Source organism: Rahnella aquatilis CIP 78.65 = ATCC 33071, assembly GCF_000241955.1.
GTDB classification, from domain to species: Bacteria; Pseudomonadota; Gammaproteobacteria; order Enterobacterales; family Enterobacteriaceae; genus Rahnella; species Rahnella aquatilis.
The window spans coordinates 1,673,582-1,700,137 of record NC_016818.1; the positions used below are offsets into that span (position 1 = coordinate 1,673,582).

The 26,556-nt window shown below is 51.6% G+C and carries 21 protein-coding genes; 11 read left to right on the top strand and 10 right to left on the bottom strand.

Annotated elements, in window-relative coordinates; translation table 11 throughout:
* Window positions 1–100: 100 nt before the first annotated feature.
* Both mepK and RAHAQ2_RS07660 read left to right on the top strand, forming a co-directional pair.
* The gene (gene mepK / locus RAHAQ2_RS07655; protein ID WP_013574851.1) at window positions 101–652 is read left to right on the top strand and encodes a peptidoglycan L,D-endopeptidase MepK; all 552 of its coding nucleotides are present in this window, start codon (window positions 101–103) and stop codon (window positions 650–652) included.
* A 51-nt stretch (window positions 653–703) separates the two neighbouring features.
* Window positions 704–1,351: an MBL fold metallo-hydrolase gene (locus RAHAQ2_RS07660; protein WP_015696672.1), complete on the top strand. Its 648-nt coding sequence runs from the start codon at window positions 704–706 to the stop codon at window positions 1,349–1,351.
* An 84-nt stretch (window positions 1,352–1,435) separates the two neighbouring features.
* Here the strand turns inward: RAHAQ2_RS07660 and RAHAQ2_RS07665 are convergent, their stop codons facing one another.
* The 4 genes from RAHAQ2_RS07665 to pncB all read right to left on the bottom strand — a co-directional run bounded on the left by RAHAQ2_RS07665 (window position 1,436) and on the right by pncB (window position 7,182).
* Window positions 1,436–2,626 carry an amino acid aminotransferase gene (locus RAHAQ2_RS07665; RefSeq protein WP_015696673.1) on the bottom strand — a complete coding sequence of 397 codons (1,191 nt, stop codon included), beginning with the start codon at window positions 2,624–2,626 and terminating at the stop codon, window positions 1,436–1,438.
* A 241-nt stretch (window positions 2,627–2,867) separates the two neighbouring features.
* Window positions 2,868–4,016, bottom strand: a complete 1,149-nt coding sequence (gene ompC / locus RAHAQ2_RS07670; RefSeq protein ID WP_015696674.1) for a porin OmpC — start codon at window positions 4,014–4,016, stop codon at window positions 2,868–2,870.
* A gap of 300 nt (window positions 4,017–4,316) precedes the next feature.
* Window positions 4,317–5,717 carry an asparagine--tRNA ligase gene (gene asnS, locus RAHAQ2_RS07675; RefSeq protein WP_015696675.1) on the bottom strand — a complete coding sequence of 467 codons (1,401 nt, stop codon included), beginning with the start codon at window positions 5,715–5,717 and terminating at the stop codon, window positions 4,317–4,319.
* 259 nt (window positions 5,718–5,976) lie between these two features.
* Window positions 5,977–7,182: a nicotinate phosphoribosyltransferase gene (pncB, locus tag RAHAQ2_RS07680; RefSeq protein WP_015696676.1), complete on the bottom strand. Its 1,206-nt coding sequence runs from the start codon at window positions 7,180–7,182 to the stop codon at window positions 5,977–5,979.
* Window positions 7,183–7,872: 690 nt separating this feature from the next.
* Between pncB and pepN the strand changes: the two genes are divergently transcribed.
* Entirely contained in the window at window positions 7,873–10,488 is a 2,616-nt protein-coding gene (pepN, locus tag RAHAQ2_RS07685) for an aminopeptidase N (protein WP_015696677.1), read from the top strand.
* Between the two features lie 192 nt (window positions 10,489–10,680).
* A complete protein-coding gene (gene tnpA, locus RAHAQ2_RS07690; protein ID WP_014333746.1) occupies window positions 10,681–11,139 on the top strand; it encodes an IS200/IS605-like element IS1541D family transposase in 459 nt (152 codons plus the stop codon).
* Between the two features lie 136 nt (window positions 11,140–11,275).
* On the opposite strand, the gene ssuB is transcribed toward tnpA, so the two are convergent.
* Genes ssuB through ssuE form a run of 5 tightly spaced genes read right to left on the bottom strand, consistent with a single transcriptional unit; the run spans window position 11,276 to window position 15,646 of the window.
* Window positions 11,276–12,058 carry an aliphatic sulfonates ABC transporter ATP-binding protein gene (gene ssuB, locus RAHAQ2_RS07695; protein WP_015696678.1) on the bottom strand — a complete coding sequence of 261 codons (783 nt, stop codon included), beginning with the start codon at window positions 12,056–12,058 and terminating at the stop codon, window positions 11,276–11,278.
* Window positions 12,055–12,846: an aliphatic sulfonate ABC transporter permease SsuC gene (gene ssuC / locus RAHAQ2_RS07700; protein WP_015696679.1), complete on the bottom strand. Its 792-nt coding sequence runs from the start codon at window positions 12,844–12,846 to the stop codon at window positions 12,055–12,057. Before ssuC ends, ssuB begins: the two co-directional genes overlap by 4 nt.
* A gap of 11 nt (window positions 12,847–12,857) precedes the next feature.
* Window positions 12,858–14,012: an FMNH2-dependent alkanesulfonate monooxygenase gene (gene ssuD, locus RAHAQ2_RS07705; protein WP_015696680.1), complete on the bottom strand. Its 1,155-nt coding sequence runs from the start codon at window positions 14,010–14,012 to the stop codon at window positions 12,858–12,860.
* 59 nt (window positions 14,013–14,071) lie between these two features.
* Window positions 14,072–15,046 carry a sulfonate ABC transporter substrate-binding protein gene (locus RAHAQ2_RS07710; RefSeq protein ID WP_015696681.1) on the bottom strand — a complete coding sequence of 325 codons (975 nt, stop codon included), beginning with the start codon at window positions 15,044–15,046 and terminating at the stop codon, window positions 14,072–14,074.
* 18 nt (window positions 15,047–15,064) lie between these two features.
* Complete coding sequence (gene ssuE / locus RAHAQ2_RS07715) at window positions 15,065–15,646, bottom strand: NADPH-dependent FMN reductase (RefSeq protein ID WP_013574862.1); 582 nt, start codon at window positions 15,644–15,646, stop codon at window positions 15,065–15,067.
* Between the two features lie 315 nt (window positions 15,647–15,961).
* On the opposite strand from ssuE, the gene pyrD reads away from it, so the two are divergent.
* Together pyrD and RAHAQ2_RS07725 are read left to right on the top strand one after the other, a co-directional pair.
* The gene (gene pyrD / locus RAHAQ2_RS07720) at window positions 15,962–16,972 is read left to right on the top strand and encodes a quinone-dependent dihydroorotate dehydrogenase (RefSeq protein ID WP_015696682.1); all 1,011 of its coding nucleotides are present in this window, start codon (window positions 15,962–15,964) and stop codon (window positions 16,970–16,972) included.
* Between the two features lie 184 nt (window positions 16,973–17,156).
* Window positions 17,157–17,705 carry a cell division protein ZapC gene (locus tag RAHAQ2_RS07725; RefSeq protein ID WP_015696683.1) on the top strand — a complete coding sequence of 183 codons (549 nt, stop codon included), beginning with the start codon at window positions 17,157–17,159 and terminating at the stop codon, window positions 17,703–17,705.
* Window positions 17,706–17,735: 30 nt separating this feature from the next.
* Here the strand turns inward: RAHAQ2_RS07725 and RAHAQ2_RS07730 are convergent, their stop codons facing one another.
* Window positions 17,736–18,839, bottom strand: a complete 1,104-nt coding sequence (locus RAHAQ2_RS07730; RefSeq protein ID WP_015696684.1) for a YcbX family protein — start codon at window positions 18,837–18,839, stop codon at window positions 17,736–17,738.
* Between the two features lie 110 nt (window positions 18,840–18,949).
* Here RAHAQ2_RS07730 and rlmKL point away from each other — a divergent pair, with 110 nt between their 5' ends.
* From rlmKL to pqiC, 5 genes are all read left to right on the top strand, one after another.
* A complete protein-coding gene (rlmKL, locus tag RAHAQ2_RS07735) occupies window positions 18,950–21,070 on the top strand; it encodes a bifunctional 23S rRNA (guanine(2069)-N(7))-methyltransferase RlmK/23S rRNA (guanine(2445)-N(2))-methyltransferase RlmL (protein ID WP_015696685.1) in 2,121 nt (706 codons plus the stop codon).
* Between the two features lie 5 nt (window positions 21,071–21,075).
* The gene (locus RAHAQ2_RS07740; RefSeq protein WP_015696686.1) at window positions 21,076–22,980 is read left to right on the top strand and encodes an ABC transporter ATP-binding protein; all 1,905 of its coding nucleotides are present in this window, start codon (window positions 21,076–21,078) and stop codon (window positions 22,978–22,980) included.
* Window positions 22,981–23,057: 77 nt separating this feature from the next.
* Window positions 23,058–24,332 carry a membrane integrity-associated transporter subunit PqiA gene (gene pqiA / locus RAHAQ2_RS07745; RefSeq protein WP_420802814.1) on the top strand — a complete coding sequence of 425 codons (1,275 nt, stop codon included), beginning with the start codon at window positions 23,058–23,060 and terminating at the stop codon, window positions 24,330–24,332.
* Complete coding sequence (pqiB, locus tag RAHAQ2_RS07750; RefSeq protein WP_015696688.1) at window positions 24,319–25,971, top strand: intermembrane transport protein PqiB; 1,653 nt, start codon at window positions 24,319–24,321, stop codon at window positions 25,969–25,971. Before pqiA ends, pqiB begins: the two co-directional genes overlap by 14 nt.
* Window positions 25,971–26,537, top strand: coding sequence for a membrane integrity-associated transporter subunit PqiC (gene pqiC / locus RAHAQ2_RS07755; RefSeq protein WP_015696689.1), 567 nt, complete (start codon window positions 25,971–25,973; stop codon window positions 26,535–26,537). The genes pqiB and pqiC overlap by 1 nt, the downstream gene beginning before the upstream one ends.
* Window positions 26,538–26,556 lie beyond the last annotated feature (19 nt).

A 26,556-nucleotide genomic window follows, 5' to 3' on the forward strand; every position in this document is an offset into this window, starting at 1 on the left:
TATATGGGTTCCCTTGACTCGCAGAAAATTGGCAGTTAAGGTTCAAAACGGCTCAGATCAGAGCTTATTTTTGACTCTCTTACCGGATAGTAAACTGTTCATGAATGAAATCGACAAACATCGCCGTAAATGGCTGGCATTAGGCAGTGCCGCTATGGGGATTGCATTGCTTCCAGGTCGTGCATTCGCCACTCTTTCCACACCTCGTCCGCGTATTTTAGTCGTTAATAATATAAATACCGGCGAAACCCTCAAAACCGAGTTTTTTGATGGAAAGCGTTACAACAAGGATGAGTTGGCCCGGTTGAATCATCTGTTCAGGGACTATCGTGCGGAAAAGGTAAAATCTATCGATCCCGCGCTGTTCGATCATCTCTATCGTTTGCAGGTGATGCTCGGCGGAACCAATAAACCGGTCCAGCTGATTTCGGGTTACCGCTCACTGGCGACAAACAACAGCATGCGAGAACCCGGAAGCGGGGTAGCGAAGCACAGTTATCACACCCTCGGGCAGGCAATGGATTTCCACATTCAGGGCATCGAACTGAGCAATATCCGCAAAGCTGCATTAAAAATGCGGATGGGTGGTGTAGGATATTATCCACGAAGTAACTTTGTGCACATCGATACCGGCCCTGCGCGGACCTGGTGATGTGTGTCATTAATGGCCTGCCGGAATGTGCAGGCCATTTTGTGGAGCTTTATGAAAATCCATCTTATTACCGTCACGGCCTTCAGCCAAAACTGCTCACTGATTTGGTGTGCTAAAACCAATCAGGCTGCCATTGTCGATCCCGGTGGTGAAGCCGCAAGGATCATCCAGGAAGTTTCTGCGAAAGGTGTGCTGGTTACGCAAATTTTGCTGACCCACGGACATCTTGATCACGTGGGTGCTGCCGCAGAGCTGGCTGCTCACTATCAGGTACCGGTTGTCGGTCCTCAGAAAGAAGATCAATTTCTGCTGGATGCACTGCCGACCCAAAGCCAGATGTTTGGCCTCGACCATTGTGACCCGCTGACGCCCGATACCTGGCTGGAAGAAGGGGATTCAGTGAATGTCGGCGAGGAAATCTTATCCGTGCTGCATTGCCCGGGCCATACGCCGGGGCATATTGTCTTTATCAATGATAAAGCGCGAATTGCCGTTTCCGGTGATGTGATTTTTAAAGGTGGCGTAGGCCGCAGTGATTTCCCGCGTGGTGACCATCAGGCGCTGATTCATTCCATCAAAACGAAATTATTACCGCTCGGCGATGACATGGTATTTATTCCCGGTCATGGCCCGATGTCAGACTTTGGCTATGAGCGTAAAACCAATCCGTTCCTGCAGGATGAAATGCCGGTCTGGTAATGACATCTGCTGCTTATCAGCAAGAAACAAAAAGCCCGTCAGTTTCCTGACGGGCTTTTTTAATTGGGCAACACAAATTATCTTTTACAGTACGGCGACGATGGCTTCACACAGCGGTGCCATGTTTTCGAGTGTAATCCCAGCAACGTTAATACGGCCGGAGTTCACCGCGTACACGCCGAATTCATCACGTAAACGCAATACCTGATCTTTGGTCAGGCCGCTGAAAGAGAACATCCCGTTCTGGTTGATAATAAAGCTGAAATCCTGTTGAGCGCCTTTTTCCTGTAACGTGCTGACGAATAGCTGGCGCATACGATGGATACGCAGGCGCATATCGCTTAGTTCCTGCTCCCACAGCGTGCGCAGCGTTTCGTTACCCAGAATGGTGGCTACCACCGCAGCACCGTGTGACGGCGGGTTGGAGTAGTTTGCACGGATAACCGATTTCATTTGGCTGAAAGCGCGACCGGCAGTTTCTTCATCGGCTGCGACTAACGTACAAGCACCCACGCGTTCATTGTATAACCCGAAGTTTTTCGAGTAAGAACTGGCGACCAGCAATTCTTTGTGTTTTGCCACGAACAGCCGCAGACCTGCCGCATCTTCTTCCAGACCTTTTGCAAAGCCCTGATAGGCGAAGTCGAACAACGGTAACCAGCCGTTGCTCACCGACAATTCTGCCAGCTGTGCCCATTGTTCTTCCGTAGGATCGATACCGGTTGGATTATGGCAGCAGCCGTGGAACAGCACCACGTCGCCTGCTTTAGCTTCGCTCAGGCTTCTCAACATGCCATCGAAATCAAGACTGTGACTGGCGGCGTCATAATAATTGTATTCCACAACTTCCAGACCCGAAGCTGAGAACACACCTTTATGGTTTGGCCAGCTTGGATTGCTTACCCACACGCGTCTGGCGCTGGTTTGTGTCGCGATGAAATCTGCTGCGATACGCAGGGCGCCCGTGCCACCCGGAGTCTGCGCGGTGCGTGCCCGTTTATCAGCGATAATCGCACTGTCTTTGCCAAACAGCAGTTCTTGTGTGCAATGTGCGAAATCAGGCAACCCGTCGATACTCAGATAGGTTTTCGTGGTTTCATTTTCCAACAGGAATTGTTCGGCTTTTTTCACGCTGGCCAGAACCGGCGTTTTACCTGTTTCGTCTTTATAAACACCAATCCCCAGATTGATTTTATTAGAGCGGTCGTCAGCGCGGAAAAGATCGGTAAGACCCAGAATAGGGTCAGCAGGTGCTGCAGTGATTTTTTCAAACATGTCGGAAAATTCCATAGCCTGATATGACGAAAGAGGTCCTCAGGGTAACGCCAGCGCCCCCGTTTGCCAACCGTTTGCGGCAAAAAGAAAGCAGAGTTGTGAGAAGGCGTGGGAGATTAAAATATTTTATGGCGAGGGTGGAAAAACGATATTTTCAAACATACACAAACGCAAAAGGCAGAGCCGAAGCTCTGCCTTGATATCCGCTTTGCTACGCCCGTAAGCGCATCGTTAAGCGATATTAGAACTGGTATTGCAGACCAACACCAACAACATCATCGGTAGAAACACCAGCGGTACGGGTATAGCTGTTGTCGTCCAGCAGATTGATTTTGTAGTCTACATAGGTAGACATGTTTTTGTTGAAGTAGTAGTAAGTACCAACTTCTACGTATTTAACCAAGTCAGCATCACCGCCTGCAAAGCCAGTACCCAACGCATTAAGATCTTTACCTTTGGACTGCAGGTAAGCAATGGAAGGACGCAGGCCGAAATCAAACTGGTATTGTGCTACAACTTCAAAGTTTTGAGTTTTGTTAGCAACTTGGTTGAAGTCTCCGCCATAGATGGTGGTGTTCTCGGATTCACCGTAGAATGCTGCCAGGTACAGGTTGTTAGCGTCGTATTTCGCGCCCAATGCATATGCGGAAGCTTTGTCACCGTTACCATCAAGTTTCTGAGAGTTAGTACGGTTAGATGAGAAGTAAGCACCACTTACGCTAACGCCAGAGTTGCCGATAGCATAAGCTACCGAAGAACCCCAACCGTCACCATTCTGGTTTTTAGTTGAACTTCCAGGAACACCCAAGTCGGTACCATCAGCAGCAAAGTCATGGCCATCACGATCGTTTTGGTTTTTGCCCTGGTACTGTACTGCGAAGCTCAGGCCGTCAACCAGACCGAAGAAGTTGCTGTTACGGTAAGTTGCCATGCCATTACCACGACCAATCATGAAGTTGTCGTTGTTCTGGTACATAGTGTCATCGCCATAGATTGGCAGTTGGTCGGTGTAGGACATTACGTCGTAGATTACGCCGTAGTTACGACCGTAGTCGAAAGAGCCTGCATCACCGAATTTCAGACCTGCGAAGCCCAGACGAGTTTTGTTACCTTCGTCGCCAGCGCTTTCTGCGTGGTTTGCCTGAACGTTGTATTCCCACTGGCCGTAACCGGTCAGTTGGTCAGTAATTTGAGTTTCGCCTTTGAAGCCGAAACGGACATAGGTCTGGTCGCCATCGTCGCCAGCATTGTCAGAGAAGGTGTGACGGGCGTCAACTTTACCGTACAGATCCAGTTTGTTGCCATCTTTGTTATAGATCTCAGCTGCATTAGCTGCACCAGCAACTAACAGAGCAGGGATTACCACTGCAAGAATATTGCGCTTCATCATTATTATTACCCTCATTGGTTTTATTTGGACACCTGCCACTGCCTTAAATAATTCTTTACGGAACTATTCGCGAAAGTTTGGTGTCTCCTGTGTCTGAACGCACTATTCCATCCGTGGTGAGCTTAATCCATAGCGAAAATGCTACTAAATTACTAAATATGTTTCAGTTGGAAAAAATGTATTTCAAAATGTGTATTTTACGGAACTTTGTGACAGGGATCTATCTTTGAAAATGACTAAGGCCAGCAAAGCTGGCCTTAGTTTTGTAACTATTCTGTTAACTAAAAATATTTTAATTAATTAGAAGGTTGCATTCCGTGGTGTACGCGGGAACGGAATCACGTCACGCACGTTTTGAACACCGGTCACATAGGCGACTAAACGTTCAAAGCCGAGGCCGAAGCCTGAATGCGGCACAGTACCGTAGCGACGAAGATCGCGATACCACCAGTAATCTTCTTTATTCAGTCCCATTTCAGCCATACGGGCGTCCAGAACATCCAGACGTTCTTCACGCTGAGAGCCACCAATAATCTCGCCGATGCCCGGAGCCAGAACATCCATTGCTGCGACGGTTTTACCATCTTCATTCATACGCATGTAAAACGCTTTGATATCTTTCGGATAGTTTTTAACCACCACCGGCGCTTTGAAATGCTGTTCTGCAAGATAACGTTCATGCTCAGAAGAAAGATCGACGCCCCATGAAACCGGGTTTTCGAATTTCTGACCACAATTCATTAATATTTCTACTGCGTCGGTATAGTCCACCTGGGCGAAATCGGATGTTACAAATCGCTCCAGGCGCGCAACAGCATCTTTGTCTACACGGTCAGCGAAAAAGGCCATATCGTCTGCACGTTCGTCTAAAACGGCTTTGAAAACATATTTAAGCATGTTTTCGGCCAGTGCCGCGATGTCATCCAGCGTGGCAAAAGCAACTTCCGGTTCTACCATCCAGAATTCCGCCAGATGGCGACTGGTGTTAGAGTTTTCTGCACGGAATGTCGGGCCGAAGGTGTAAACCTTGGACAGCGCACAGGCATAAGTTTCGCCGTTCAGCTGACCGGACACTGTCAGGAATGCTTCTTTACCGAAGAAATCTTCGCTGAAGTCAATTTCGCCTTTGTCGGTACGCGGCAGATTTTGCAGATCCAGTGTGGATACGCGGAACATCTCACCCGCACCTTCGGTATCGGAAGCCGTGATCAGCGGTGTGGATACCCAGAAATACCCGTTTTCATGATAGAAACGGTGAATGGCCTGGGAAAGGGTGTTGCGCACACGAGCGACGGCACCTATCAGGTTGGTGCGCGGGCGAAGGTGCGCCACTTCGCGCAGATATTCGATGCTGTGGCGTTTTGCCGCCATCGGATAAGTATCAGGGTCATCCACCCAGCCAACAACTTTGACGTTCGTTGCCTGCAGCTCAAAACTCTGGCCTTCGCCAGGTGAGGCGACAACAGTACCGGTCACTTCTACTGAACAACCCGTCGTCAGACGTAATACGTCTTCCTGATAATTGGGCAGAGAATTATTGATGACGGCCTGTAAAGGATTAAAGCAGGAGCCGTCATAAACGGCGACGAATGAGATGCCAGCTTTAGAATCTCTCCGGGTACGTACCCAACCGCGCACGGTGACTTCACTGTCAACCGCAGCACGGCCTTGCAGTACGTCGACTACAGGCACAACGCTCATAGATTTCTCTCTTTCTTTATATATGTTGACTAAGAAATATTGGACACCCTGTAAATAGGGATTTTGCTATGTTACTTAGGCTTTCTCAGGACACAAGCAGAAATCGTTCTCGCCGGACAAGAATTGTGGCGCAAATGCAGTGATCGAAGGGGAAATATTGAGAGAGTGAATAAAAGCCGAGCAGAATTAGATCGCAACTATATAAAGGAAAGGAAATCCGAATAAAGCGCCGGATGCGTCTCCGGCACTTTATGGAGAGTCAGGACGCTTTTTTCACCAGCGGCAGATCGAAAGCTTTGCGCAAGGCCTGAACAAAAGCTTTGTCCTGACACATTGTTTTGCCCGGGCTGTCCGAAAGTTTCGCGACAGGTTTGCCATTGCACTGCACCAGTTTAATGACAATATTGAGCGGCTTCACGTCTGGAATATTACACGTCAGGCGCGTACCAATCCCGAATATCAGATTCACCCGCTGATGGAAATGGCGATACAGGTGCAACGCTTTGTCCAGATCCAGATTGTCGGAGAACACCAGTGTTTTGGTCATCGGATCGATATCCAGAGCGTGATAATGCGCTATCGCTTTCTCACCCCATTCAAACGGATCCCCGGAGTCATGACGCAGGCCCTGATAAGCATTGGCGAATTTACTGCCGAAATCACGCAGGAAAGCGTCCATCGTAATGCAGTCGGTGAGGGCGATCCCCAGCATATCCGGGTATTCATCCAGCCAGGCCTGCAATGCCGCGCGCTGGCTGTTAGCCAGAACCGGACTAATCTGCTGATGCGCCTGGAACCATTCGTGGGCTTGTGTACCGACTGGCGCCAGCTGTAATTTATGCGCTAACTCGTAGTTGCTGGTGCCCACCAGATAAGGGAATTCATTTTTCAGGGTGCTGACGATGGCTTCCTGAACGTCACCGGAGAAACGGCGACGTGTGCCGAAATCCATCAGACGGAACGCGCCAAGGTCGATATCTGCGGCCTGTTCTTTAAAGCTGGCGAGATTTTTACGCAGCTGTTCCACTGCCATTTGCGCCGTGACTTGCGGTGAGCGCTGGCGATGGACAACCTCACTGATGACCGCGAGCAGTGGCACTTCCCACATAATGACTTCACGCCACGGGCCTTCAATGCGCACATGCAAATGTCCGTTGCGATCGGAAACCATGACATGTTCAGGATTGTAGCGGAAGATTTTCAGCCAGTTCAGGTAATCCTGCGTGAAGAAAGGCAGCCCTGAAAGGTAGGTGAACTCGTCGTCCGTCAGCGCCAGCTGACTCATCATCTGGATTTGCTGGCGGATCTCGCTGGCGTATTCGCCCAGCAGTTCATCGCCACGGCAACGGAACTCTGCCACGACGCTGATGTTGCGGTAGCGATGGTAGACTGCTTGCTGCATATGAAGCTTGTAGGCATCGGTATCTAACAGCGAAGTCAAAATCGGGGAGGCGTATGGAGTCATAGCGCGTTTACAGCATCCTCGTCAGAAACTGAGTGTTTGAACACAAACAACCGTTCCGTAAAAAAAACGTTCTGGATAAAACAGCAAAGTCTGTGAAGTATACCGCATTATCCCGCCAAAGAATCCTCATCACATCATAATTGTCAGGGGATGGTCGAGGCTTAAATGTGCTTAAATGCAGGAAATATGGGCAAGCTGGCGATTTTCCGGCTTCGAAAAAGCACGAATTGATTACATAAATTTAATCAACCTGACATTAAGAAAGAAAAAAACGGGGCGGTTAAACCCCGCTTTTCTTATCTTCATTTCCCTACGTTTGTTCACGATAGTAAACGCAATAATGTTTTCGAGAGTGATTCAGCGGTTTTTTGGCCCAAAATACCGATCACCTGCATCACGACCCGTATGCGTCATACCATGACACCATATGACAAGCTGTCCGTGACGGTTGTGTTTTTGCCGGATGCGCCAAAACCGCTGTTTTACAGAAATTTCTGTGTTTTGGTTGAAAGGTGCGCATACGCACTCACAAACCGGCAACAATCTGGGATTTCCTCAGGCCTGTGTTAAAGTTTAAAGATAAAAAGTATGAAGGTCGTCCGGTGTGCTGTCAGCCATTCGCTGTCCAGCGGAACCTGCCTCATCAACTAAATCGCCATTATTAACAACAAAAACGTCAAAAGGTTTTTTATGACTCAACTGCCACAAGCCAAGTTCCGCCACGATTATCGTGCCCCGGACTATACCATCACGGACATTGACCTTAATTTCGAGCTTGATGCACAGAAGACCCTTGTGACCGCTGTCAGTCAGATTAAACGACAGGGCGCAGAAGGCGTGCCGCTGGTGCTCAACGGCGAAGACCTGACGCTTATTAGCCTGAAGGTTAACGGCCAGGACTGGCCTAAATATCAGTTAAAAGAGGGCGCGCTGGAAATCACTGGCTTGCCGGAAGCCTTTGAACTGACGATTGTTAATGAAATTCATCCGGCAAAAAACACCGCGCTCGAAGGGTTATATCTTTCCGGTGAAGCGCTTTGTACGCAATGCGAAGCCGAGGGTTTCCGCCACATTACGTATTATCTGGATCGTCCGGATGTGCTGGCGCGTTTCACAACCCGCATTGTGGCGGATAAAGCCCGCTATCCGTATCTGCTGTCCAATGGCAACCGTATTGATCAGGGGGAGCTGGAAGGCGGCAAACACTGGATCAAATGGCAGGATCCGTTCCCGAAACCTTGTTACCTGTTCGCGCTTGTCGCCGGTGATTTTGATGTTTTGCGCGATTCCTTCAAAACCCGCTCCGGCCGCGATGTGGCACTGGAACTGTTTGTCGATCGCGGTAATCTGGATCGTGCGGACTGGGCGATGGAATCGCTGAAGCAATCCATGAAATGGGACGAAACCCGTTTCAATCTCGAATACGATCTCGACATCTTTATGATTGTCGCCGTTGATTTCTTCAACATGGGCGCGATGGAAAACAAAGGCCTGAACGTCTTTAACTCCAAATACGTGCTGGCGAAAGCGGAAACCGCGACCGACAAAGATTACCTCGGCATCGAAGCGGTGATCGGCCACGAATACTTCCATAACTGGACCGGCAACCGCGTGACCTGCCGCGACTGGTTCCAGCTGAGCCTGAAAGAAGGCCTGACCGTATTCCGGGATCAGGAATTCAGTTCCGACCTGGGTTCGCGTTCAGTGAACCGTATTGATAACGTCCGCGTGATGCGTGGCGCGCAGTTCTCTGAAGATGCCAGCCCGATGGCGCACCCGATCCGCCCGGAAAAAGTTATCGAAATGAACAACTTCTACACCCTGACGGTGTATGAGAAAGGTTCAGAAGTTATCCGCATGCTGCACACTTTGCTGGGTGAAGAGAAATTCCAGGCCGGGATGCAGCTCTATTTCGAGCGTCATGATGGCAGTGCGGCAACCTGTGATGATTTTGTGCAGGCGATGGAAGATGCCTCAAACGTCGATCTTTCCCTGTTCCGCCGCTGGTACAGCCAGTCCGGTACACCTGTACTGACCGTGCGTGACGACTATGACGTGGAAAAACAGCAATACACCCTGACAGTCAGCCAGAAAACCCCTGCGACGCCTGATCAGAGTGAAAAACTGCCTCTGCATATTCCGCTGGATATTGAATTGTATGACCCACAGGGCAACGTCATTGCGCTGAAACAGAATGGTCAGGTGGTCAGTAATGTACTGAACGTCACCGAAGCGGAGCAGACGTTCATCTTTGACGACGTGCAATACCCGCCGGTGCCTTCTTTATTGCGTGAATTCTCTGCGCCGGTGAAACTCGACTACAAGTGGGGCGATCATCAGCTGACTTTCCTGATGAAATACGCGCGTAACGATTTTGCCCGCTGGGATGCAGCACAAAGCCTGCTGGCAACCTACATCAAGCTGAACGTAGCGCGTCACCAGCAGAAACAGCCATTGTCTCTGCCGTTGCATGTGGCGGATGCGTTCCGTGCGGTATTGCTGGATGAAAACATCGATCCGGCGCTTGCTGCACAGATCCTGACCCTGCCGTCTGAAAATGAAATTGCTGAACTGTTCGACATTATCGATCCGCAAGCGATCAGCGCCGTTCACGATGCGATCACCCGTTGTCTGGCAACAGAAATGGCGGATGAATTCCTGGCAGTCTACAACGCTAACCGTCTGCCTGCGTACCGCGTCGTGCATGAAGATATCGGTAAACGTTCACTGCGTAACACCTGTCTGCATTATCTGGCCTTTGCTGATGTGGCGCTGGCCGACCAGTTGGTGAAAGCACAGTTTGAGCAGGCTGATAACATGACAGATTCGCTGGCGGCGATGTCTGCGGCAGTTTCTGCACAGTTGCCTTGCCGTGAATCCCTGATGGCGACCTACGATGAGCGCTGGCATCACGACGGTCTGGTGATGGATAAATGGTTTATCCTGCAGGCGACCAGCCCGGCAGCCGATGTGTTGCAGAAAGTCCGTTCACTGCTAAACCATCGTTCATTCAGCATGGGCAACCCGAACCGGGTCCGTTCATTAATCGGCGCATTTGCTTCTGCGAATCCTTCTGCATTCCACGCCGCAGATGGCAGCGGTTATCAGTTCCTGGCTGAAATGCTCACCGATCTTAATACCCGTAACCCGCAGGTCGCGGCGCGGATGATCGAGCCGCTGATCCGCCTCAAACGCTACGACCAGAATCGTCAGGCGCTGATGCGTCAGGCGCTGGAACAACTGAAAGGGCTGGAAAACCTGTCCGGTGATTTGTTCGAAAAAATCACCAAAGCGTTAGATGCGTAATTGCAAATAACCGTAAAGCAAAAGGGCGATGGAAACATCGCCCTTTTTTGTCTATAGAAAACCCCCAGCTAGGCTGGGGGTTCCGTAAAGCTTCCAGCTTTGAGCCGGATATAAAAACCCCTTTTGATTTGTTAAAACACCTTGCGGTCTGGCAACTGCATTGGTCAAACAAGAAATCAAAAGGGGGTCCCAATGGGGGACGAAAAGAGCTTAGCGCACACCCGATGGAACTGTAAATATCACATAGTTTTCGCGCCTAAATACCGAAGGCAGGTCTTCTACGGCGAGAAACGCCGTGCAGTAGGGAGTATTTTAAGAAAACTGTGTGAATGGAAAAATGTGCACATTCTGGAAGCAGAATGCTGTGCAGATCACATCCATATGCTTGTGGAAATCCCGCCGAAGATGAGTGTATCGAGCTTCATGGGGTATCTGAAGGGCAAAAGTAGTCTGATGCTATATGAACAATTTGGTGATCTTAAATTCAAATACAGGAACAGGGAGTTTTGGTGCCGAGGGTATTATGTAGATACAGTGGGTAAAAATACATCGAAGATCCAGGAATACATAAAGCACCAACTGGAGCAGGATAAACTAGGGGAACAGTTATCAATCCCGTATCCAGGGAGCCCGTTTACGGGCGGTAAGTAACGAATTTGGATGCAAATGTCAGATTGCTATGCGCCTGTTAGGGCGCGGCTGGTAACAGAGCCTTACAGGCGCATATGAAAAACCTCCGGCTATGCCGGAGGATATTTATTCGTTTTGGATCCTCTGAATATACCGGTCAACTCCGTGCGCGTTTCGCTTCCTGCAGCGCAACGCGAGCAGGCTGTGGCGTCAGTACACGTTCCAGCACTTCAGCTTCCAGTTCCGCCAGCCGCGCAGAACCTTTACGGCGCGGACGCGGTAAATCAACCGTTAAATCCATGCCAATCTGACCCTGATCGATAAGGATTACGCGGTCAGCGACGGTCACCGCTTCACTGACGTCGTGCGTGACCAGCAGCACGGTGAAATCATGTTGCTGCCACAGGCGTTCGATCAGGCTTTGCATTTCGATGCGTGTCAGGGCATCCAGCGCACCCAGCGGTTCATCCAGCAATAACAGACGCGGGCGATGGATCAGCGCACGCGCCAGCGCCACACGTTGTTTTTGTCCGCCGGATAATGCCGACGGCCAGTCGTTGGCGCGATCTGCCAGTCCGACTTCTTCCAGCGCGGCCTGTGCGGCTTCACGCCACTGGCCTTTCAGTCCTAATCCCACGTTATCAATCACCTTTTTCCAGGGCAGCAGGCGGTCATCCTGAAACATGAGACGCGTATCTTCGCGCACCTGACTCAGCGGTGCGCTGGCGCTGAGCAGTTCGCCTTGCGTGGTTTTCTCCAGTCCGGCCAGCAAACGCAGCAAGGTACTTTTGCCACAGCCGCTGCGCCCGACGACGGCGACAAACTGGCCGGGCGGAATGCGCAGATTGATATCGTTCAGCACGGCGCGGTTACCGTATTTTTTGGTGATGCCGGACAGTGTCACCGGCGTGCCTTGCCCAATGCGTGCAGGTGTGTTCATGCGGCATCTCCTTGTTTTTTCTGATATGCAGGGTGCCAGCGCAGCCAGACACTTTCCAGCAGGCGGGCAAGGACATCGGCCAGTTTGCCAAGAATGGCGTAAAGCACGATGGCGACAACCACGACGTCAGTTTGCAAAAACTCGCGGGCATTCATCGCCAGATAACCAATCCCGGAGTTGGCGGAAATGGTTTCGGCTACAATCAGCGTCAGCCACATGAACCCCAGCGCAAATCGTACCCCGACCATAATTGACGGCAACGCGCCCGGTAATACGACCTGAATAAACAGTGGGAAACCGGAAAGCCCGTAGCTGCGTGACATTTCAAGCAGGCCACGGTCAATATTACGGATGCCGTGATAGGTATTGAGATAAATCGGGAACAGCGTTCCCAGCGCCACCAGGAAAATCTTGGCGGATTCATCAATGCCGAACCATAAGATCACCAGCGGGATCAGCGCCAGATGTGGAATGTTTCGCAGCATTTGCAGAGAGCTGTCGAGCAGACGTTCGCCCCAGCGGGAAAGCCCGGTAATAAAACCGAGGAGCAACCCGAGGCTGCCACCGATGGCGAAACCCGTCAGCGCGCGGAAGGTGCTGATTTTCAGGTTCTGCCAGAGGTCACCGCTTTTCGTCAGTGTCCAGAAGGCTTCCACCACTGCGCTTGGTGCGGGCAGAATGCGGTTGGATAACCAGCCCGCTTCGACAGCCAGCTGCCAGCCACCGATCAGGACCACTGGTACCACCCACGGCGCTGCGCGGTTTAGCCAGCGTTGTGTCGTTGTCATCTGCGTTCTCCTTAATGCTGGCTGGCGGTGCGTTTGCTCGCAAAGTCATGAGCGACCAGCTCGCCACGCGGCAAAATGGCTTTCTTCACGGTGTTGTCATCTTCCGGTTTTGCCAGATCCAGATGCGGGAACAGCAGCTCGCTGACGCGGTACGCTTCTTCCAGATGTGGATAACCAGAGAAAATAAAGGTATCGATGCCCAGATCAGCATATTCCTGCATACGCGCGGCGACGGTCGGGCCATCGCCCACCAGCGCGGTCCCGGCTCCGGTACGTACCAGACCAATGCCGGCCCAGAGATTCGGGCTGATTTCCAGCTTGTTGCGGTCGCCGCCGTGCAATGCCGCCATACGATGCTGGCCGACAGAATCGGTTTTAGCGAAAGCCGCCTGAGCACGTTGAATAGTTTCATCATCTACATTGGCGATCAGTTTGTCGGCGGCGCGCCAGGCTTCTTCGGTCGTTTCACGTACAATTACGTGCAGACGGATGCCGAAACGCACGGTGCGGCCTTTCGCAGCCGCTTTGGCACGAACCTGCTCAATTTTCTCTTTCACTAACGCCGGAGGTTCGCCCCAGGTCAGATAAAGTTCCACCTGCTCGGCGGCGAGATCCTGCGCTTCGTCAGAGGAACCGCCGAAGTACAGCGGCGGGCGAGGATATTGAACCGGTGGATGCATCAGACTCGCGCCCTTTACCTGAATGTGTTTGCCTTCGTAATCGACGGTTTCGCCTTCCAGAACACGACGCCAGATACGGGTAAATTCCGCTGACGCTTCATAACGTTCTTTATGATTGAGGTGCAAACCTTCCGCCGCCAGTTCAGCCGGATCGCCACCCGTCACCAGATTAAACAGGGCGCGACCACCGGAAAGCCGGTCGAGGGTCGCCGCCTGACGGGCTGCCAGGGTCGGAGAAATAATGCCGGGACGCAGTGCCACCAGGAATTTCAGCCGCTGCGTGACGGAAATCAGCGAGGCGGCCACCAGCCATGAGTCTTCGCATGAACGGCCCGTCGGTAACAAAACGCCACCGAAACCTAAGCGGTCAGCCGCTTGCGCGATCTGCTGCAGATAGCCGTGGTCGACCACACGGGCACCTTCCTCAGTGCCTAAATAACGACCATCGCCGTGGGTAGGTAAAAACCAGAATATGTTCAGACTCATCGTTATGTTCCTCTCAAAATTTGCGATTCGTTACCGCTCAGCGACGGCTCAATGGATGTTCAGTTAGCTTGTACAGTGGGTTTCCAGATGCGGTCTTTAATTTCAACCGGCTTCGGTAAAATGTGGTTTTGATAGAACAGGTCGGCGGTTTGCTGCTGGCGTTTTTCTGTTTCTGCACTGACCGGCATGATTGGCATATCCGGCAGATGATCCAGATAAGACGCCACAACTTTTTCCGGCAGCCCCATCGACTGGGAAAGCAGTTTGATACTTTGCTCACGGTCGGTTTTGGTCAGCGCATTCGCCTGCGTCAACACGTCCAGAACCTGGCTGATAAACTGCGGATTGGCTTCGGTGTATTTTTTCGGTGCCAGATAGAAGGAGCCGGTCTGATGCAGCGTCGAGCCGTCGGTCAGAACCCGCACATCGCCCTGAACCAGTGCAGCCGAATAGTACGGATCCCAGATGGCCCAGGCATCCACATCGTGTTGCTGGAACGCGGCCCGTGCATCGGCAGGCGTCAGATAAACCGGCTGAATATCACTGAATTTCAGTCCCGCCTGTTGCAGGGCACGAAGCAATAAGTTGTGCGAGCTGGAGCCTTTCTGGAAAGCGACTTTATGGCCTTTGAGATCTGCCACGGTCTTAATCGGGCTGTTGTTGTCGACCAGAATCACTTCTGCTTTCGGTTTAGGGGGTTCAGAGCCGATATACAACAAATCTGCCCCTGCTGCCTGCGCGAACAAAGGCGGCAAATCACCGGTACCACCCAGATCAATACTCCCGACGTTCAGCGCTTCAAGAATTTGTGGCCCGGCAGGGAATTCTACCCAGCTTATTTTTGTATCCGGAAAACGTTTTTCCAGTAACTGGTGTGATTTCGCCAGCACCAGCCCGACAGATCCTTTCTGGTAGGCAATACGTAATTGCGCCGGATCTTTTTCCTGAGCCGCTGCGGTGCCGTTCAGAAAAAGGCTGGTCAGCAGACCGGCCACAATCGGGATACGGCGTAGGAAAGAGAATGAAACAGGCATGATTAATTCCTTTTAATGTCAGACACGCAGGGCTTGCGCAGAAAGAGACGCTACAGACGGAAGCTGCGGACGGCGGCGGCTCAGCGCCAGGTAGAAGTTTTCCAGAGATTCGATCAGGCGCTCTTCCAGTGCCGGGGCCAGCTTCGCCGGGAACGTCTGATAATCGGTGATCAGGCTGTCATCAGCGAAAACGCCCTGCAAAACTTCCTGTGCTTTCAGCGAGGCGAGTACCGGTTTCAGTGCGTAATCGACGGCCAGCATATGGCCGATGGATCCGGCTGTCGCCAGCGGCAGCACCACTTTATGGTCGAGAGCGCGCTCTGGCAGTAAATCAAGCAGGGTTTTGAGTGCGCCGGAAAAAGACGCCTTATAGACCGGCGTGGCGACGATCAGGCCATCTGCACTTGCCAGTTCGGCATTCAGTTGCTTTAACTGCGGGCTGCCGAAGTTGGCGAACAGCAGATCATCAGCGGAAAAATCCTGAATATTGTAGGTGAAAACTTCAACGCCACGGCTCGCCAGCCACTGGTGGCTGAGCGCCAGCAGGGAAGAGGAGCGGGAGGGTTGTCGCGGGCTGCCTGCCAGAGTCACTACACGCATTTGCTTATTCCTTATAACAATCTGTTATAGAACTATCATTTTTCTTAACGAAGTGAAGTAAACCTAGCAGCCAGAGGTGGCGCAGCGGAAATCTCAATTTTGGCTATGGAAAGTTTCAAATCAGATAAAGCACGTGTTGTGCGCGCTGTGGGGCGATGGCGGAAAAGGAAGGAAAAGTGAACTAAAGGTAACAAAAAAGTAATCGTTTGCGCAGCGAAGCAATTATTTGACCAATATGCCGGTTATCATTTCCAATTGTCCGGCGCTTAGTCAATAATACCGCCCCGTCTAGCCACCGGGAATCCAGGAGTTTCCATGTATTATCCTCTTGTCAGGAAAGCACTGTTTCAGCTCGATCCAGAGCGCGCCCATGAGTTAACCTTTCGTCAGCTGAGCCGCATTTCCGGCACCCCTTTTGAATTTTTGATCCGCCAGTCAGTGCCGTCCAGGCCGGTGACCTGCATGGGATTATCCTTTAAGAACCCTCTGGGGCTGGCCGCAGGCCTGGATAAAGACGGCGAATGTATTGATGCGCTCGGGGCAATGGGCTTTGGATTTATTGAAGTGGGTACCGTGACTCCGCGCGCGCAGGCCGGTAATGATAAGCCCCGTTTATTCCGTATTGTTGAAGCAGAAGGCCTGATTAACCGTATGGGTTTCAATAACCATGGCGTGGATAATCTGGTGAATAATGTCAAAAAATCACATTTTGGCGGTATCCTGGGGATTAATATCGGCAAGAATAAAGACACGCCGGTCGAGCAGGGCAAAGAGGATTATCTGACCTGTATGGAAAAAGTATATCCCTACGCAGGTTATATCGCGGTGAATATTTCATCACCTAACACGCCGGGATTACGTTCATTGCAATACGGTGAAGCGCTGGATGATCTGCTGGCAGCGATTAAGAATAAGCAGCTTGAACTACAGCAACGTCATCAGAAATATGTGCCTGTCGCAGTGAAGATCGCGCCGGATCTTTCTGAGGAAGAATTGATCCAAATAGCCGACAGTTTAGTGCGTCATAATATGGATGGCGTGATCGCGACGAATACCACACTCGATCGTAAACTGGTTCAGGGGCTCAATTATTGCGAACAGATCGGTGGCCTGAGCGGACGTCCTTTGCAACTGCGCAGCACAGAAATTATCCGCATGCTCTCAAATGAATTACAAGGACGTCTGCCTGTTATTGGTGTGGGCGGTATTGATTCATTAACGGCGGCCCGTGAAAAAATGGCAGCAGGCGCTTCCTTAATTCAAATCTATTCCGGCTTTATCTTTAAAGGCCCGGGCCTGATCAAAGATATTGTTACCCATATCTAATATTTTTCATCCTGAAGGCGAGTCAGGGGTTTATTTATTAACCCGGCTCGTCTATATTTTGTCCACTGACCGTAATTCAGGCTCAGGATTTGTCTGATATCGTTTCGTTACTGAAAAATCTATTCTTACAGATTAGCCGGTAATGACATCAGGCAGAGTGCATGAGGGTAAACAGGATGACGAGATGAAAATTAAACCAGATGATAATTGGCGTTGGTATTTTGATACAGAACATGACCGGCTTATGCTGGATCTCGCCAATGGCATGATTTTTCGTTCCCGTTTTCCCGCTAAAATGTTAACCCCTGATGCCTTCGGAAATATGTCATTTTGTGTCGATGATGCGGCACTGTATTTTGATTTTGAAGAACAGTGTAAACATATTCGCCTCACGGCTGAACAACGCGCTGAATTAGTTCTGAATGCCTTAGTCGCTTACCGTTTTTTAAAACCGCTGATGCCGAAGAGTTGGCATTTCAGTCAGCAGTTGCGTCCTTTCCAGCCCGCTAACGGTCAGCTTGCTCAGGTGCAGGTGATGGAAAGCGGTGAACAGGCGACATTACTGGTGGTGGAATCCGGAGATAATGCCAGTCTGTGCCTGCTGGCGCAGGAACGACTGACGGTGGCCGGACGTGGCATGGTGTTGGGTGATGCAATCAAAGTGATGCATGACAGGTTAATGCCAGCAGCATTGCGCGTTGACAGAGATGATGTTTACGATCAGGCAGTGTAGTCTTCTGCCTGATCCTCATTCAATACCTCTCTAGCCGAGCACAATATCCGAGGCCGGAATACAACTGCACGACAATATCGTTCCGTCTTTTCCCACAGCACTCTCTTTCAGTGGCGCCACTTTCCCTTCTTTTAACGTCATTCTGCATGCGCCACAAATTCCGGCACGACAGGAATAGGGGATACGTAACCCCTGCAATTCCAGCTGTTCGAGCAAAATCTGCTGATTATTACCGGTGAACTGCGTCCCCTGATAATGAATGCTGATGTCCTGTGCGGTGCTTTTTGGCGCTTCCACATTTTCAATGATATCGCCCGCGCTGTAAGGTCGTGGTGGTTTGGTGGCCAGCACCTGAACACTGTCACCTGCGCGTATCACGCCGCTGTTGCGGGCAATCATGTTTTGACCAAAATCGACATCGCCGTCGCTGGCGGTTCGATACCCCTGCAACGTTTTCAATGGTTCGCCACGCGGATGTTTGCGTCCTTTTTCGACGCTGACCGTGGTCAAAATGCAACGGCTACACGGTTTCACCAGATCGAAAATCACTTCCCCGATGCGGATTGTCTGCCAGCTGTCTTCGGCATAGGCATGCGCGTCGCTGACCACGATATTTGGCCGGAACTGTTCCATCCTGACGCCGCCCGGACAGCGGCGTTGTAAATCCTGCAGTGAGGCTTCATTGATCAGCAGATACGGGAATCCGTCAGCGAACGACAGCGGCACTTCCGGATGTTTTTTCACCCGGCGCGTCGGTTCGTCGCCAACCCAGCGCAGTTGAACGTCACGCTTTAAATAGCCACTTAACCCGCGATTTACGGGTTCCGGCGCGATGAGTGAGGTAAACTGGTTGCCCCAGACTTCTGTCGGGGAATTAACGCCTGCGAAATCACGAAATTTGACGATGATACTTTCGCCTTCGGGTGTACAAATCATCAGACCATCAGGCAGCAAAACCGGCGTGAACAGCACGAGATTCGGATACTGGCGTGCTGTAATGAACATGCCTTGCGGATCGGTAATCATGAACTGGCGATCAAACGCCAGACCGGTTGCCGTCACCAGCGAGTGTGAAACCTGCAGGCCGCGCATGGATTTGACCGGGTGAACAAATAAACGTGAAAGAATGGGCACTGAAGACGGCCTCTCAGAGTGTAAAGTCTTAAGAACAACCAGAGACTTTATGACAAGAGGCGGGGATTAGCTATAATGCGCAACAATTTTATTTTTGGTGATATGTCGATATGAACTCTTTGTTTGCCAGCACGGCGCGTGGACTGGAAGAACTGTTAAAAAGCGAACTGGAAACGCTGGGTGCGCAAGCCTGCAAGATTGTGCAGGGAGGGGTGCATTTTGAAGGTGACGATCGCCTGTTGTACCGCAGCTTACTGTGGAGCCGTCTGGCTTCGCGCATCCTGTTGCCGCTGAACGAATTCAAAGTTCACAGCGATCTGGATCTCTATCTCGGCGTGATGGCGATTGACTGGCCGTCCGTTTTTAGCGTGGATAAAACCTTTGCCGTGCATTTCAGCGGCCTGAATGATGAAATCCGTAACAGCCAGTACGGTGCGCTGAAAGTAAAAGACGCCATCGTCGACAGCTTTACCCGCAAAATGGATGAACGCCCGAATGTGGCAAAACAGCAGCCCGACATCCGCGTAAACGTCTTCCTGCAGCGTGATACGGCCAGCGTGGCACTGGATCTCAGCGGCGAAGGCCTGCATCAGCGTGGCTACCGTGATCTGACCGGTCAGGCGCCGCTGAAAGAAAACCTGGCGGCGGCGATTGTTATGCGTTCCGGCTGGCAGGCTGGCACGCCGATGGTCGATCCGATGTGTGGTTCCGGTACGTTGCTGATCGAAGCGGCAATGATCGCCGCCGATCGCGCGCCGGGCTTGCATCGCCAGCACTGGGGCTTTACCGGCTGGAACCAATTTGACGCAGAACTGTGGCGCGAACTGACTGCGGAAGCACAGGTTCGCACCCGCCGTGCGGTGCAGGAAACGACATCCCGTTTCTTCGGTTCTGATATCGACCGTCGCGTGATCGAAATGGCGCGTGCCAACGCCCGTCGTGCCGGTGTGGCGGAGCTGATTAGCTTCGAAGCTGCAGAAGTCGGGAAACTGGTGAATCCGCTGCCGGAAGGCCCGGTGGGTACTGTGATCAGTAACCCGCCATATGGTGAGCGTCTGGAAAGCGAACCGGCATTGATTGCGCTGCATAACTTGCTCGGCCGCATTATGAAGACCCAATTTGGTGGCTGGCAGTTGTCGCTGTTCAGTGCGTCACCGGAATTGCTGAGCTGCCTGCAACTGCGTGCTGAACGCCAGTTCAAAGCTAAAAACGGCCCGCTGGAATGTGTGCAGAAAAACTATCAGCTGGCAGAAAACCCGACGGGGGCGGCGGGTACGCAAATGGCGGAAGATTATGCTAACCGCCTGCGTAAAAACGTCAAAAAACTGGAGAAATGGGCCAAACAGCAGGGGATTGAATGTTATCGCCTGTATGACGCCGATTTGCCGGATTACAACGTAGCGGTTGACCGCTACGGCAGCAAAGTGGTGGTGCAGGAGTATGCGCCGCCAAAAACCGTTGATGCGCAAAAAGCCCGTCAGCGCTTGTTCGACGTGATAAACGCCACACTGTCTGTGCTGGACATTTCGTCCAGTCAGTTGATCCTCAAAACGCGTGAACGTCAGAAAGGCACCAGTCAGTACGAGAAACTGGCGCAAAAGGGCGAGTTCCTGCTGGTTGAAGAATTCAACGCTAAACTGTGGGTTAACCTGACGGATTATCTTGATACCGGTTTGTTCCTTGATCACCGCATCGCTCGCAAAATGCTGGGTGAAATGAGCAAAGGTAAAGACTTCCTCAACCTGTTTGCTTACACCGGTACCGCCAGTGTTCATGCCGGTCTGGGCGGTGCACGTAGTACGACCACGGTAGATATGTCCCGCACGTATCTGGAATGGGCGGAAAAGAACCTGCGCGCCAACGATCTGACCGGCCGTCAGCATCGCCTGATCCAGGCGGATTGTCTGTCTTATCTGGGTATGTGCGACGAACAATTCGATGTGATCTTTATCGATCCGCCGACGTTCTCCAACTCGAAACGTATGGCCGAAAGTTTTGACGTACAGCGTGATCATCTGGCCCTGATGAAAGATCTGAAACGCATTTTACGTCGCAACGGCACCATTATGTTTTCCAACAACAAGCGCGGCTTCCAGATGGATCTCGAAGGACTGAGTAAGCTGGGGCTGAGCGCGAAAGAAATCACCAGCCAAACCCTGTCACAGGATTTTGCCCGTAATCGTCAAATTCATAACTGCTGGCTGCTGTCCCATGCCGGCGAGGAAAAATAAAGTTTATGTCGTTAATTAGTATGTCAGGTGCCTGGCTGTCATTCAGTGACTCGCCGCTGTTGGATAACACCGAATTACACATTGAGCCAAATGAGCGTGTCTGTCTGGTCGGCCGTAACGGCGCCGGTAAATCGACGCTGATGAAAATTCTGAACCGCGAAGTGCCGCTTGATGACGGGCGCATCGTGTACGAGCAGGATTTGATTGTGGCGCGTCTGCAACAGGACCCGCCGCGCAATGTTGAAGGTACGGTGTTTGATTTTGTCTCAGAAGGCGTCTTCGAGCAGGCTGAACATCTGAAGGCGTATCACGCCATTTCGCATCTGGTTGAAACCGACCCGAGCGAAAAGAACATGAATAAACTGGCTCAGGTAATGGAGATACTCGATCACCAGGGCTTGTGGCAACTCGACAGCCGTATCAACGAAGTTCTGTTAAAACTGGGACTGGATGCGGATACCGAGCTGAAATCACTCTCCGGTGGCTGGCTGCGTAAAGCTGCGCTGGGTCGTGCGCTGGTCAGCGCGCCGCACATTCTGCTGCTTGACGAACCGACCAACCACCTGGATATCGAGAGTATCGCGTGGCTGGAAGATTTCCTGAAAGAATTCCAGGGCAGCATTATCTTCATCTCCCATGACCGTTCCTTTATCCGCAATATGGCCACGCGCATTGTCGATCTTGATCGCGGCAAACTGGTCTCCTATCCGGGCAATTACGAAGCGTATCTGCTGGCGAAAGAAGAGGCGTTGCGTGTTGAAGAGTTGCAGAACGCCGAGTTTGATAAAAAACTGGCGCAGGAAGAAGTGTGGATCCGTCAGGGTATCAAAGCCCGTCGTACCCGCAACGAAGGCCGCGTTCGCGCACTGAAAGCCCTGCGTCGTGAGCGTTCAGAACGCCGCGAAGTAATGGGTACTGCGAAAATGCAGGTGGTCGAAGCCGCAAGTTCCGGCAAAATTGTCTTTGAAATGGAAGACGTTTATTACAGTGTGGCCGGTAAACAACTGGTGAGCAACTTCTCTGCGCAGGTCATGCGCGGTGATAAGATTGCGCTGATTGGCCCGAACGGCTGTGGTAAAACGACGCTGCTGAAACTGATGTTAAGTAAGATTCAGGCAGACAGCGGCCGCGTCCACTGCGGTACTAAGCTGGAAGTGGCGTACTTCGACCAGCACCGTGCGGAGCTGGATCCTGAACGTACCGTAATGGATAACCTGGCCGAAGGTAAGCAGGAAGTGATGGTTAATGGCCGTGCACGCCACGTACTGGGCTACCTGCAGGACTTCCTGTTCCACCCGAAACGCGCTATGACACCGGTGAAAGCGCTGTCAGGTGGCGAACGTAACCGTCTGCTGCTGGCAAAATTATTCCTGCGCCCGAGCAACCTGTTGATCCTCGATGAACCGACCAATGACCTGGATGTGGAAACTCTTGAACTCCTGGAAGAGATGATCGACAGCTATCAGGGCACGGTACTGCTGGTGAGCCATGACCGTGAATTCGTGGATAACTCGGCAACTGAATGCTGGATTTATGAAGGCGACGGCGTGATCAATAGCTACGTGGGTGGGTACCATGATGCACAGCATCAGCGGCGCAACCAGAAGCCAATCCGTCAGGCGGTGACAACGGAAAATAAACCCGCTGCACAACCAAAAGCAGAACCGGCCAAACGCACTGCGAATAAGCTCAGCTATAATCAGCAACGTGAGCTGGAACAATTGCCTTCGCAAATCAGCACTCTGGAAGAAAAAATCAGTGCCTTGCAACTGCAAATGAGCGATGCGAATTTCTTCACCCTTCCTCATGAAGAAACTCAGCAGGTGCTCACTGCTTTCGCTGCCGCAGAGCTTGAGTTAGAGCAGGCGTTTGAACGTTGGGAAGCGCTGGAAGCGCAGAAGAACGCTTAACACTGCATATGATTGGCAACCGGATAAAGGGAAGACCGGTTGCCGATATTCGTAGTCTTTCCGCTGTTGAGGAGTCGATAGTGTGTTCTGACGCCCATGACCCTGGCCCGCACATTTTATGCCCCCAATGCGATATGCTGGTGGCCATTCCTGGTCTGCACATCGGGCAAAAAGCGGTGTGTCCCCGTTGCCACACTACGCTGACTTCCCGCTGGAATGAGCCTCGAAGACGTCCTGTCGGTTATGCCATCAGTGCGTTGTTCATGCTGTTGCTGGCCAATCTCTTTCCCTTCGTTAATATGAATGTCGCCGGGCTGAGCAGTGAAGTCACGCTGGTGCAGATCCCTCAGGTTCTGGTTTCAGAAGATTACGCCAGCATGGCGTCGCTGTTTATGATTGTGGTGCAACTGCTCCCGGCCATCTGCATGTTGTCTATTATCATCCTCTGCCAGGGGGTCAATATTCCCGTTCGCTGGAAAGTTGGCATTGCCCGTACCTTATTCCAGCTGAAAGCCTGGTGTATGGTCGAGATTTTCCTTGCCGGTGTACTGGTTAGCTTCGTGAAACTCATGGCTTACGGTGACGTGGGCGTGGGCACCAGTTTTTATCCCTATGTCCTGTTTTGTCTTCTGCAATTACGTGCCTTTCAGTGCACTGATCGCCTGTGGGTATGGCAGCATATCGAACCTGCTCCGGCGGTGTCTCACCCGCTGCGCGTGGGCGAAAGCGGGCTGCGTCAGGGATTGCGTTCCTGTCATTGCTGTATGGCGATTTTACCGGTTGATCAGAAAGAATGTGGCCGCTGCAAAACCCATGGTTATGCGCGGCGTAAAAACAGTCTGCAATGGACCCTGGCTCTGCTGGTGACCTCCGTTCTGCTGTATATCCCGGCAAATCTGTTACCCATCATGATCACTCAGGTTCTGGGCAATCCGATGCCGTCCACGATTATGGCCGGGGTGGCGTTGTTATGGAGCGAAGGTTCCTATCCCGTGGCGCTGGTTATTTTGATCGCCAGTATCATGGTGCCGACGCTCAAAATGATCGCTATTGCCTGGCTATGCTGGGATGCGAACAGCGATAAAGAGATCGACAGGGAACGGTTGCATGTCATTTACGAGATGGTTGAGTTCGTTGGCCGCTGGTCAATGATCGACGTGTTTGTTATTGCGGTACTGGCGGCGCTGGTGAGAATGGGGCAACTGATGAGTATCTATCCGGATATTGGCGCGCTGCTTTTTGCCTGCGTGGTCATTCTCACCATGTTTGCCGCAACGACATTTGACCCAAGGCTCATTTGGGATCGCGCTGGAATGAAGTCTACAAAGGAGCCACAAGATGGCAGGAAATAACATGGCAGAGCATGATGGAACTGCCAAAGTCGAAAAAATTAAACGCTGGTCGCCGGTGTGGATCGTACCGATCGTCACCGCGCTGATTGGCGCGTGGATCCTGTTTTATCACTACAGCCATCAGGGCCCGGAAGTCACGCTGATCACCACCACCGCCGAAGGCATCGAAGGTGGCAAAACCACCATCAAAAGCCGTAACGTTGATGTCGGTAAAGTAGAGTCGGTTACGCTGAGCGATGATTTACAACAAGTTATCATCAAAGCACGACTGAACACCGGCATGGAAAAAATGCTGCGCGATGACTCTGTTTTCTGGGTGGTGAAACCACAAATCGGACGTGAAGGCATCTCCGGTCTGGGCACATTATTGTCCGGTGCTTATATTCAGTTGCAGCCAGGCAACAAGGGTGGAGAAAAGTCAGAGTATAAATTAGATGACTCACCGCCGCTGGCTTCGCCGGATGCGAAGGGGATCCGCGTGAGCCTGGAAAGTGAGCGCTCCGGCCAACTGAGTCCAGGTGACCCGGTACTGTTCCGTGGTTTCCAGGTCGGTACAGTAGAAACCAGTCACTTTGATCCGAAGGCACGTAACATCAAATACCAGCTTTTCATCCGTGCGCCTTATGACACGCTGGTGACTGATAACGTCCGTTTCTGGAAAGACAGCGGCGTGAACTTTGATATGTCTGCCGCCGGCATGCGTGTCGAAATGGGTTCCCTTACTACCTTATTCAGTGGGGGTGTCAGCTTTGATATTCCCAATGGCTGGACGCAGGGCAATGAAGCTAAAAATGGCGACAGTTATAAGCTCTTCGACGATCAGAAAAGCATTCAGGAGTCGTTGTATACCCGTCATACAGATTACGTGATGTTCTTCTCGGATTCTGTTCGTGGTCTGCAGCCTGGCGCGCCGGTTGAATTCCGCGGTATTCGCCTGGGGACTGTGGCCGACGTGCCTTATCCGATTAATGTTGTTAAACAACAGATGTCGGATGATTATCGCATTCCGATACTGATCCGCATTGAACCGGATCGCTTTGCTCAGCTGCTGGGCAGCAATTTCAATATTGAAGATCATATCCGTGACGGTATTGCTCAGGGGCTGCGTGCTTCGATGAAATCCGCAAACCTGTTAACGGGAGCGATGTATATCGATCTGGATTTCTATCCGAATGAGAAGCCGTGGAAAGGGCCGCTGGAAATCGGCGGGCATAAATTGTTGCCAACGGTGAGCGGAGGCTTTGCACAGATTCAGCAAAAACTGATGACCACGCTTGATAAGATCAACAATCTGCCAATCGAACCGATGATGCGTGAAGCGACAAGTACGCTGGCGGAAAGTCAGAGAACGATGAAGTCAACGCAGAAAACGATTGAGTCCCTGAACGCGATTGTCAGCAGTAAAGAGATGAAAAATCTGCCTCAGGATATGCAACAGACGCTGATCCAGCTGAATCGCAGCCTGAAAGGCTTCCAGCCAGGTTCACCTGCGTATGGCAATCTGGTCGGCGATATGCAGAGTCTGGATAAAACCCTGCGTGAGCTGCAACCGGTATTGAAAACGCTGAACCAGAAAAGTAATGCACTGATTTTCGCCGCCCCAGGGCAAGATGATCCTCAGCCGAAGAAGGCCAAATAATGATGAAATGGATACCTGTCGTCTTAGCATTATTCCTGACTGCCTGTAGCAGCAGTGATCAGAAAACCTACTACCAGTTGCCTGTGCTGAGCAGCACTGCGACAACCGGCAGCGCGATGTCTTCAGGTGCCGTACAGCGGCATCTGTGGGTTGAGCGGGTGAGTGTCGCAGACTATCTGGCCGGTTCAGGTCTGGTGTATCAGACCAATGATGTGCAGTACACGCTGACGCAGAATAACCTCTGGGCCAGCCCGTTGGATCAGCAACTTCAACAAGCACTGGTGACCTATTTACGCCGTGACTTGCCGGGTTCGCTGGTGTCTACTCAGGCAGCAAATACCGACGAGCAGGATGTGCTTAATGTTAATGTCACCGGTTTCCACGGCCGCTATGACGGCATTGTAGTCGTGAGCGGTAGCTGGAGCCTGACACGAAACGGGCAGGTGATTCAGCGCGATTTCACCCTGAACCTGAAACAAAAGGAAGATGGTTATGATGCGCTGGTGAGAACGCTGGCAGCGGGCTGGCAGCAAGAAGCGAGCCAGATCGCCATGCAAATAAGATAATGTTTTTTTAAGCTTAATA

Coding starts and splice junctions, on each gene's coding strand:
- mepK (WP_013574851.1), top strand. CDS start 101: ATGAATGAAATCGACAAACATCGCCGTAAATGGCTGGCATTAGGCAGT.
- RAHAQ2_RS07660 (WP_015696672.1), top strand. CDS start 704: ATGAAAATCCATCTTATTACCGTCACGGCCTTCAGCCAAAACTGCTCA.
- RAHAQ2_RS07665 (WP_015696673.1), bottom strand. CDS start 2,626: ATGTTTGAAAAAATCACTGCAGCACCTGCTGACCCTATTCTGGGTCTT.
- ompC (WP_015696674.1), bottom strand. CDS start 4,016: ATGATGAAGCGCAATATTCTTGCAGTGGTAATCCCTGCTCTGTTAGTT.
- asnS (WP_015696675.1), bottom strand. CDS start 5,717: ATGAGCGTTGTGCCTGTAGTCGACGTACTGCAAGGCCGTGCTGCGGTT.
- pncB (WP_015696676.1), bottom strand. CDS start 7,182: ATGACTCCATACGCCTCCCCGATTTTGACTTCGCTGTTAGATACCGAT.
- pepN (WP_015696677.1), top strand. CDS start 7,873: ATGACTCAACTGCCACAAGCCAAGTTCCGCCACGATTATCGTGCCCCG.
- tnpA (WP_014333746.1), top strand. CDS start 10,681: ATGGGGGACGAAAAGAGCTTAGCGCACACCCGATGGAACTGTAAATAT.
- ssuB (WP_015696678.1), bottom strand. CDS start 12,058: ATGAACACACCTGCACGCATTGGGCAAGGCACGCCGGTGACACTGTCC.
- ssuC (WP_015696679.1), bottom strand. CDS start 12,846: ATGACAACGACACAACGCTGGCTAAACCGCGCAGCGCCGTGGGTGGTA.
- ssuD (WP_015696680.1), bottom strand. CDS start 14,012: ATGAGTCTGAACATATTCTGGTTTTTACCTACCCACGGCGATGGTCGT.
- RAHAQ2_RS07710 (WP_015696681.1), bottom strand. CDS start 15,046: ATGCCTGTTTCATTCTCTTTCCTACGCCGTATCCCGATTGTGGCCGGT.
- ssuE (WP_013574862.1), bottom strand. CDS start 15,646: ATGCGTGTAGTGACTCTGGCAGGCAGCCCGCGACAACCCTCCCGCTCC.
- pyrD (WP_015696682.1), top strand. CDS start 15,962: ATGTATTATCCTCTTGTCAGGAAAGCACTGTTTCAGCTCGATCCAGAG.
- RAHAQ2_RS07725 (WP_015696683.1), top strand. CDS start 17,157: ATGAAAATTAAACCAGATGATAATTGGCGTTGGTATTTTGATACAGAA.
- rlmKL (WP_015696685.1), top strand. CDS start 18,950: ATGAACTCTTTGTTTGCCAGCACGGCGCGTGGACTGGAAGAACTGTTA.
- RAHAQ2_RS07740 (WP_015696686.1), top strand. CDS start 21,076: ATGTCGTTAATTAGTATGTCAGGTGCCTGGCTGTCATTCAGTGACTCG.
- pqiB (WP_015696688.1), top strand. CDS start 24,319: ATGGCAGGAAATAACATGGCAGAGCATGATGGAACTGCCAAAGTCGAA.
- pqiC (WP_015696689.1), top strand. CDS start 25,971: ATGATGAAATGGATACCTGTCGTCTTAGCATTATTCCTGACTGCCTGT.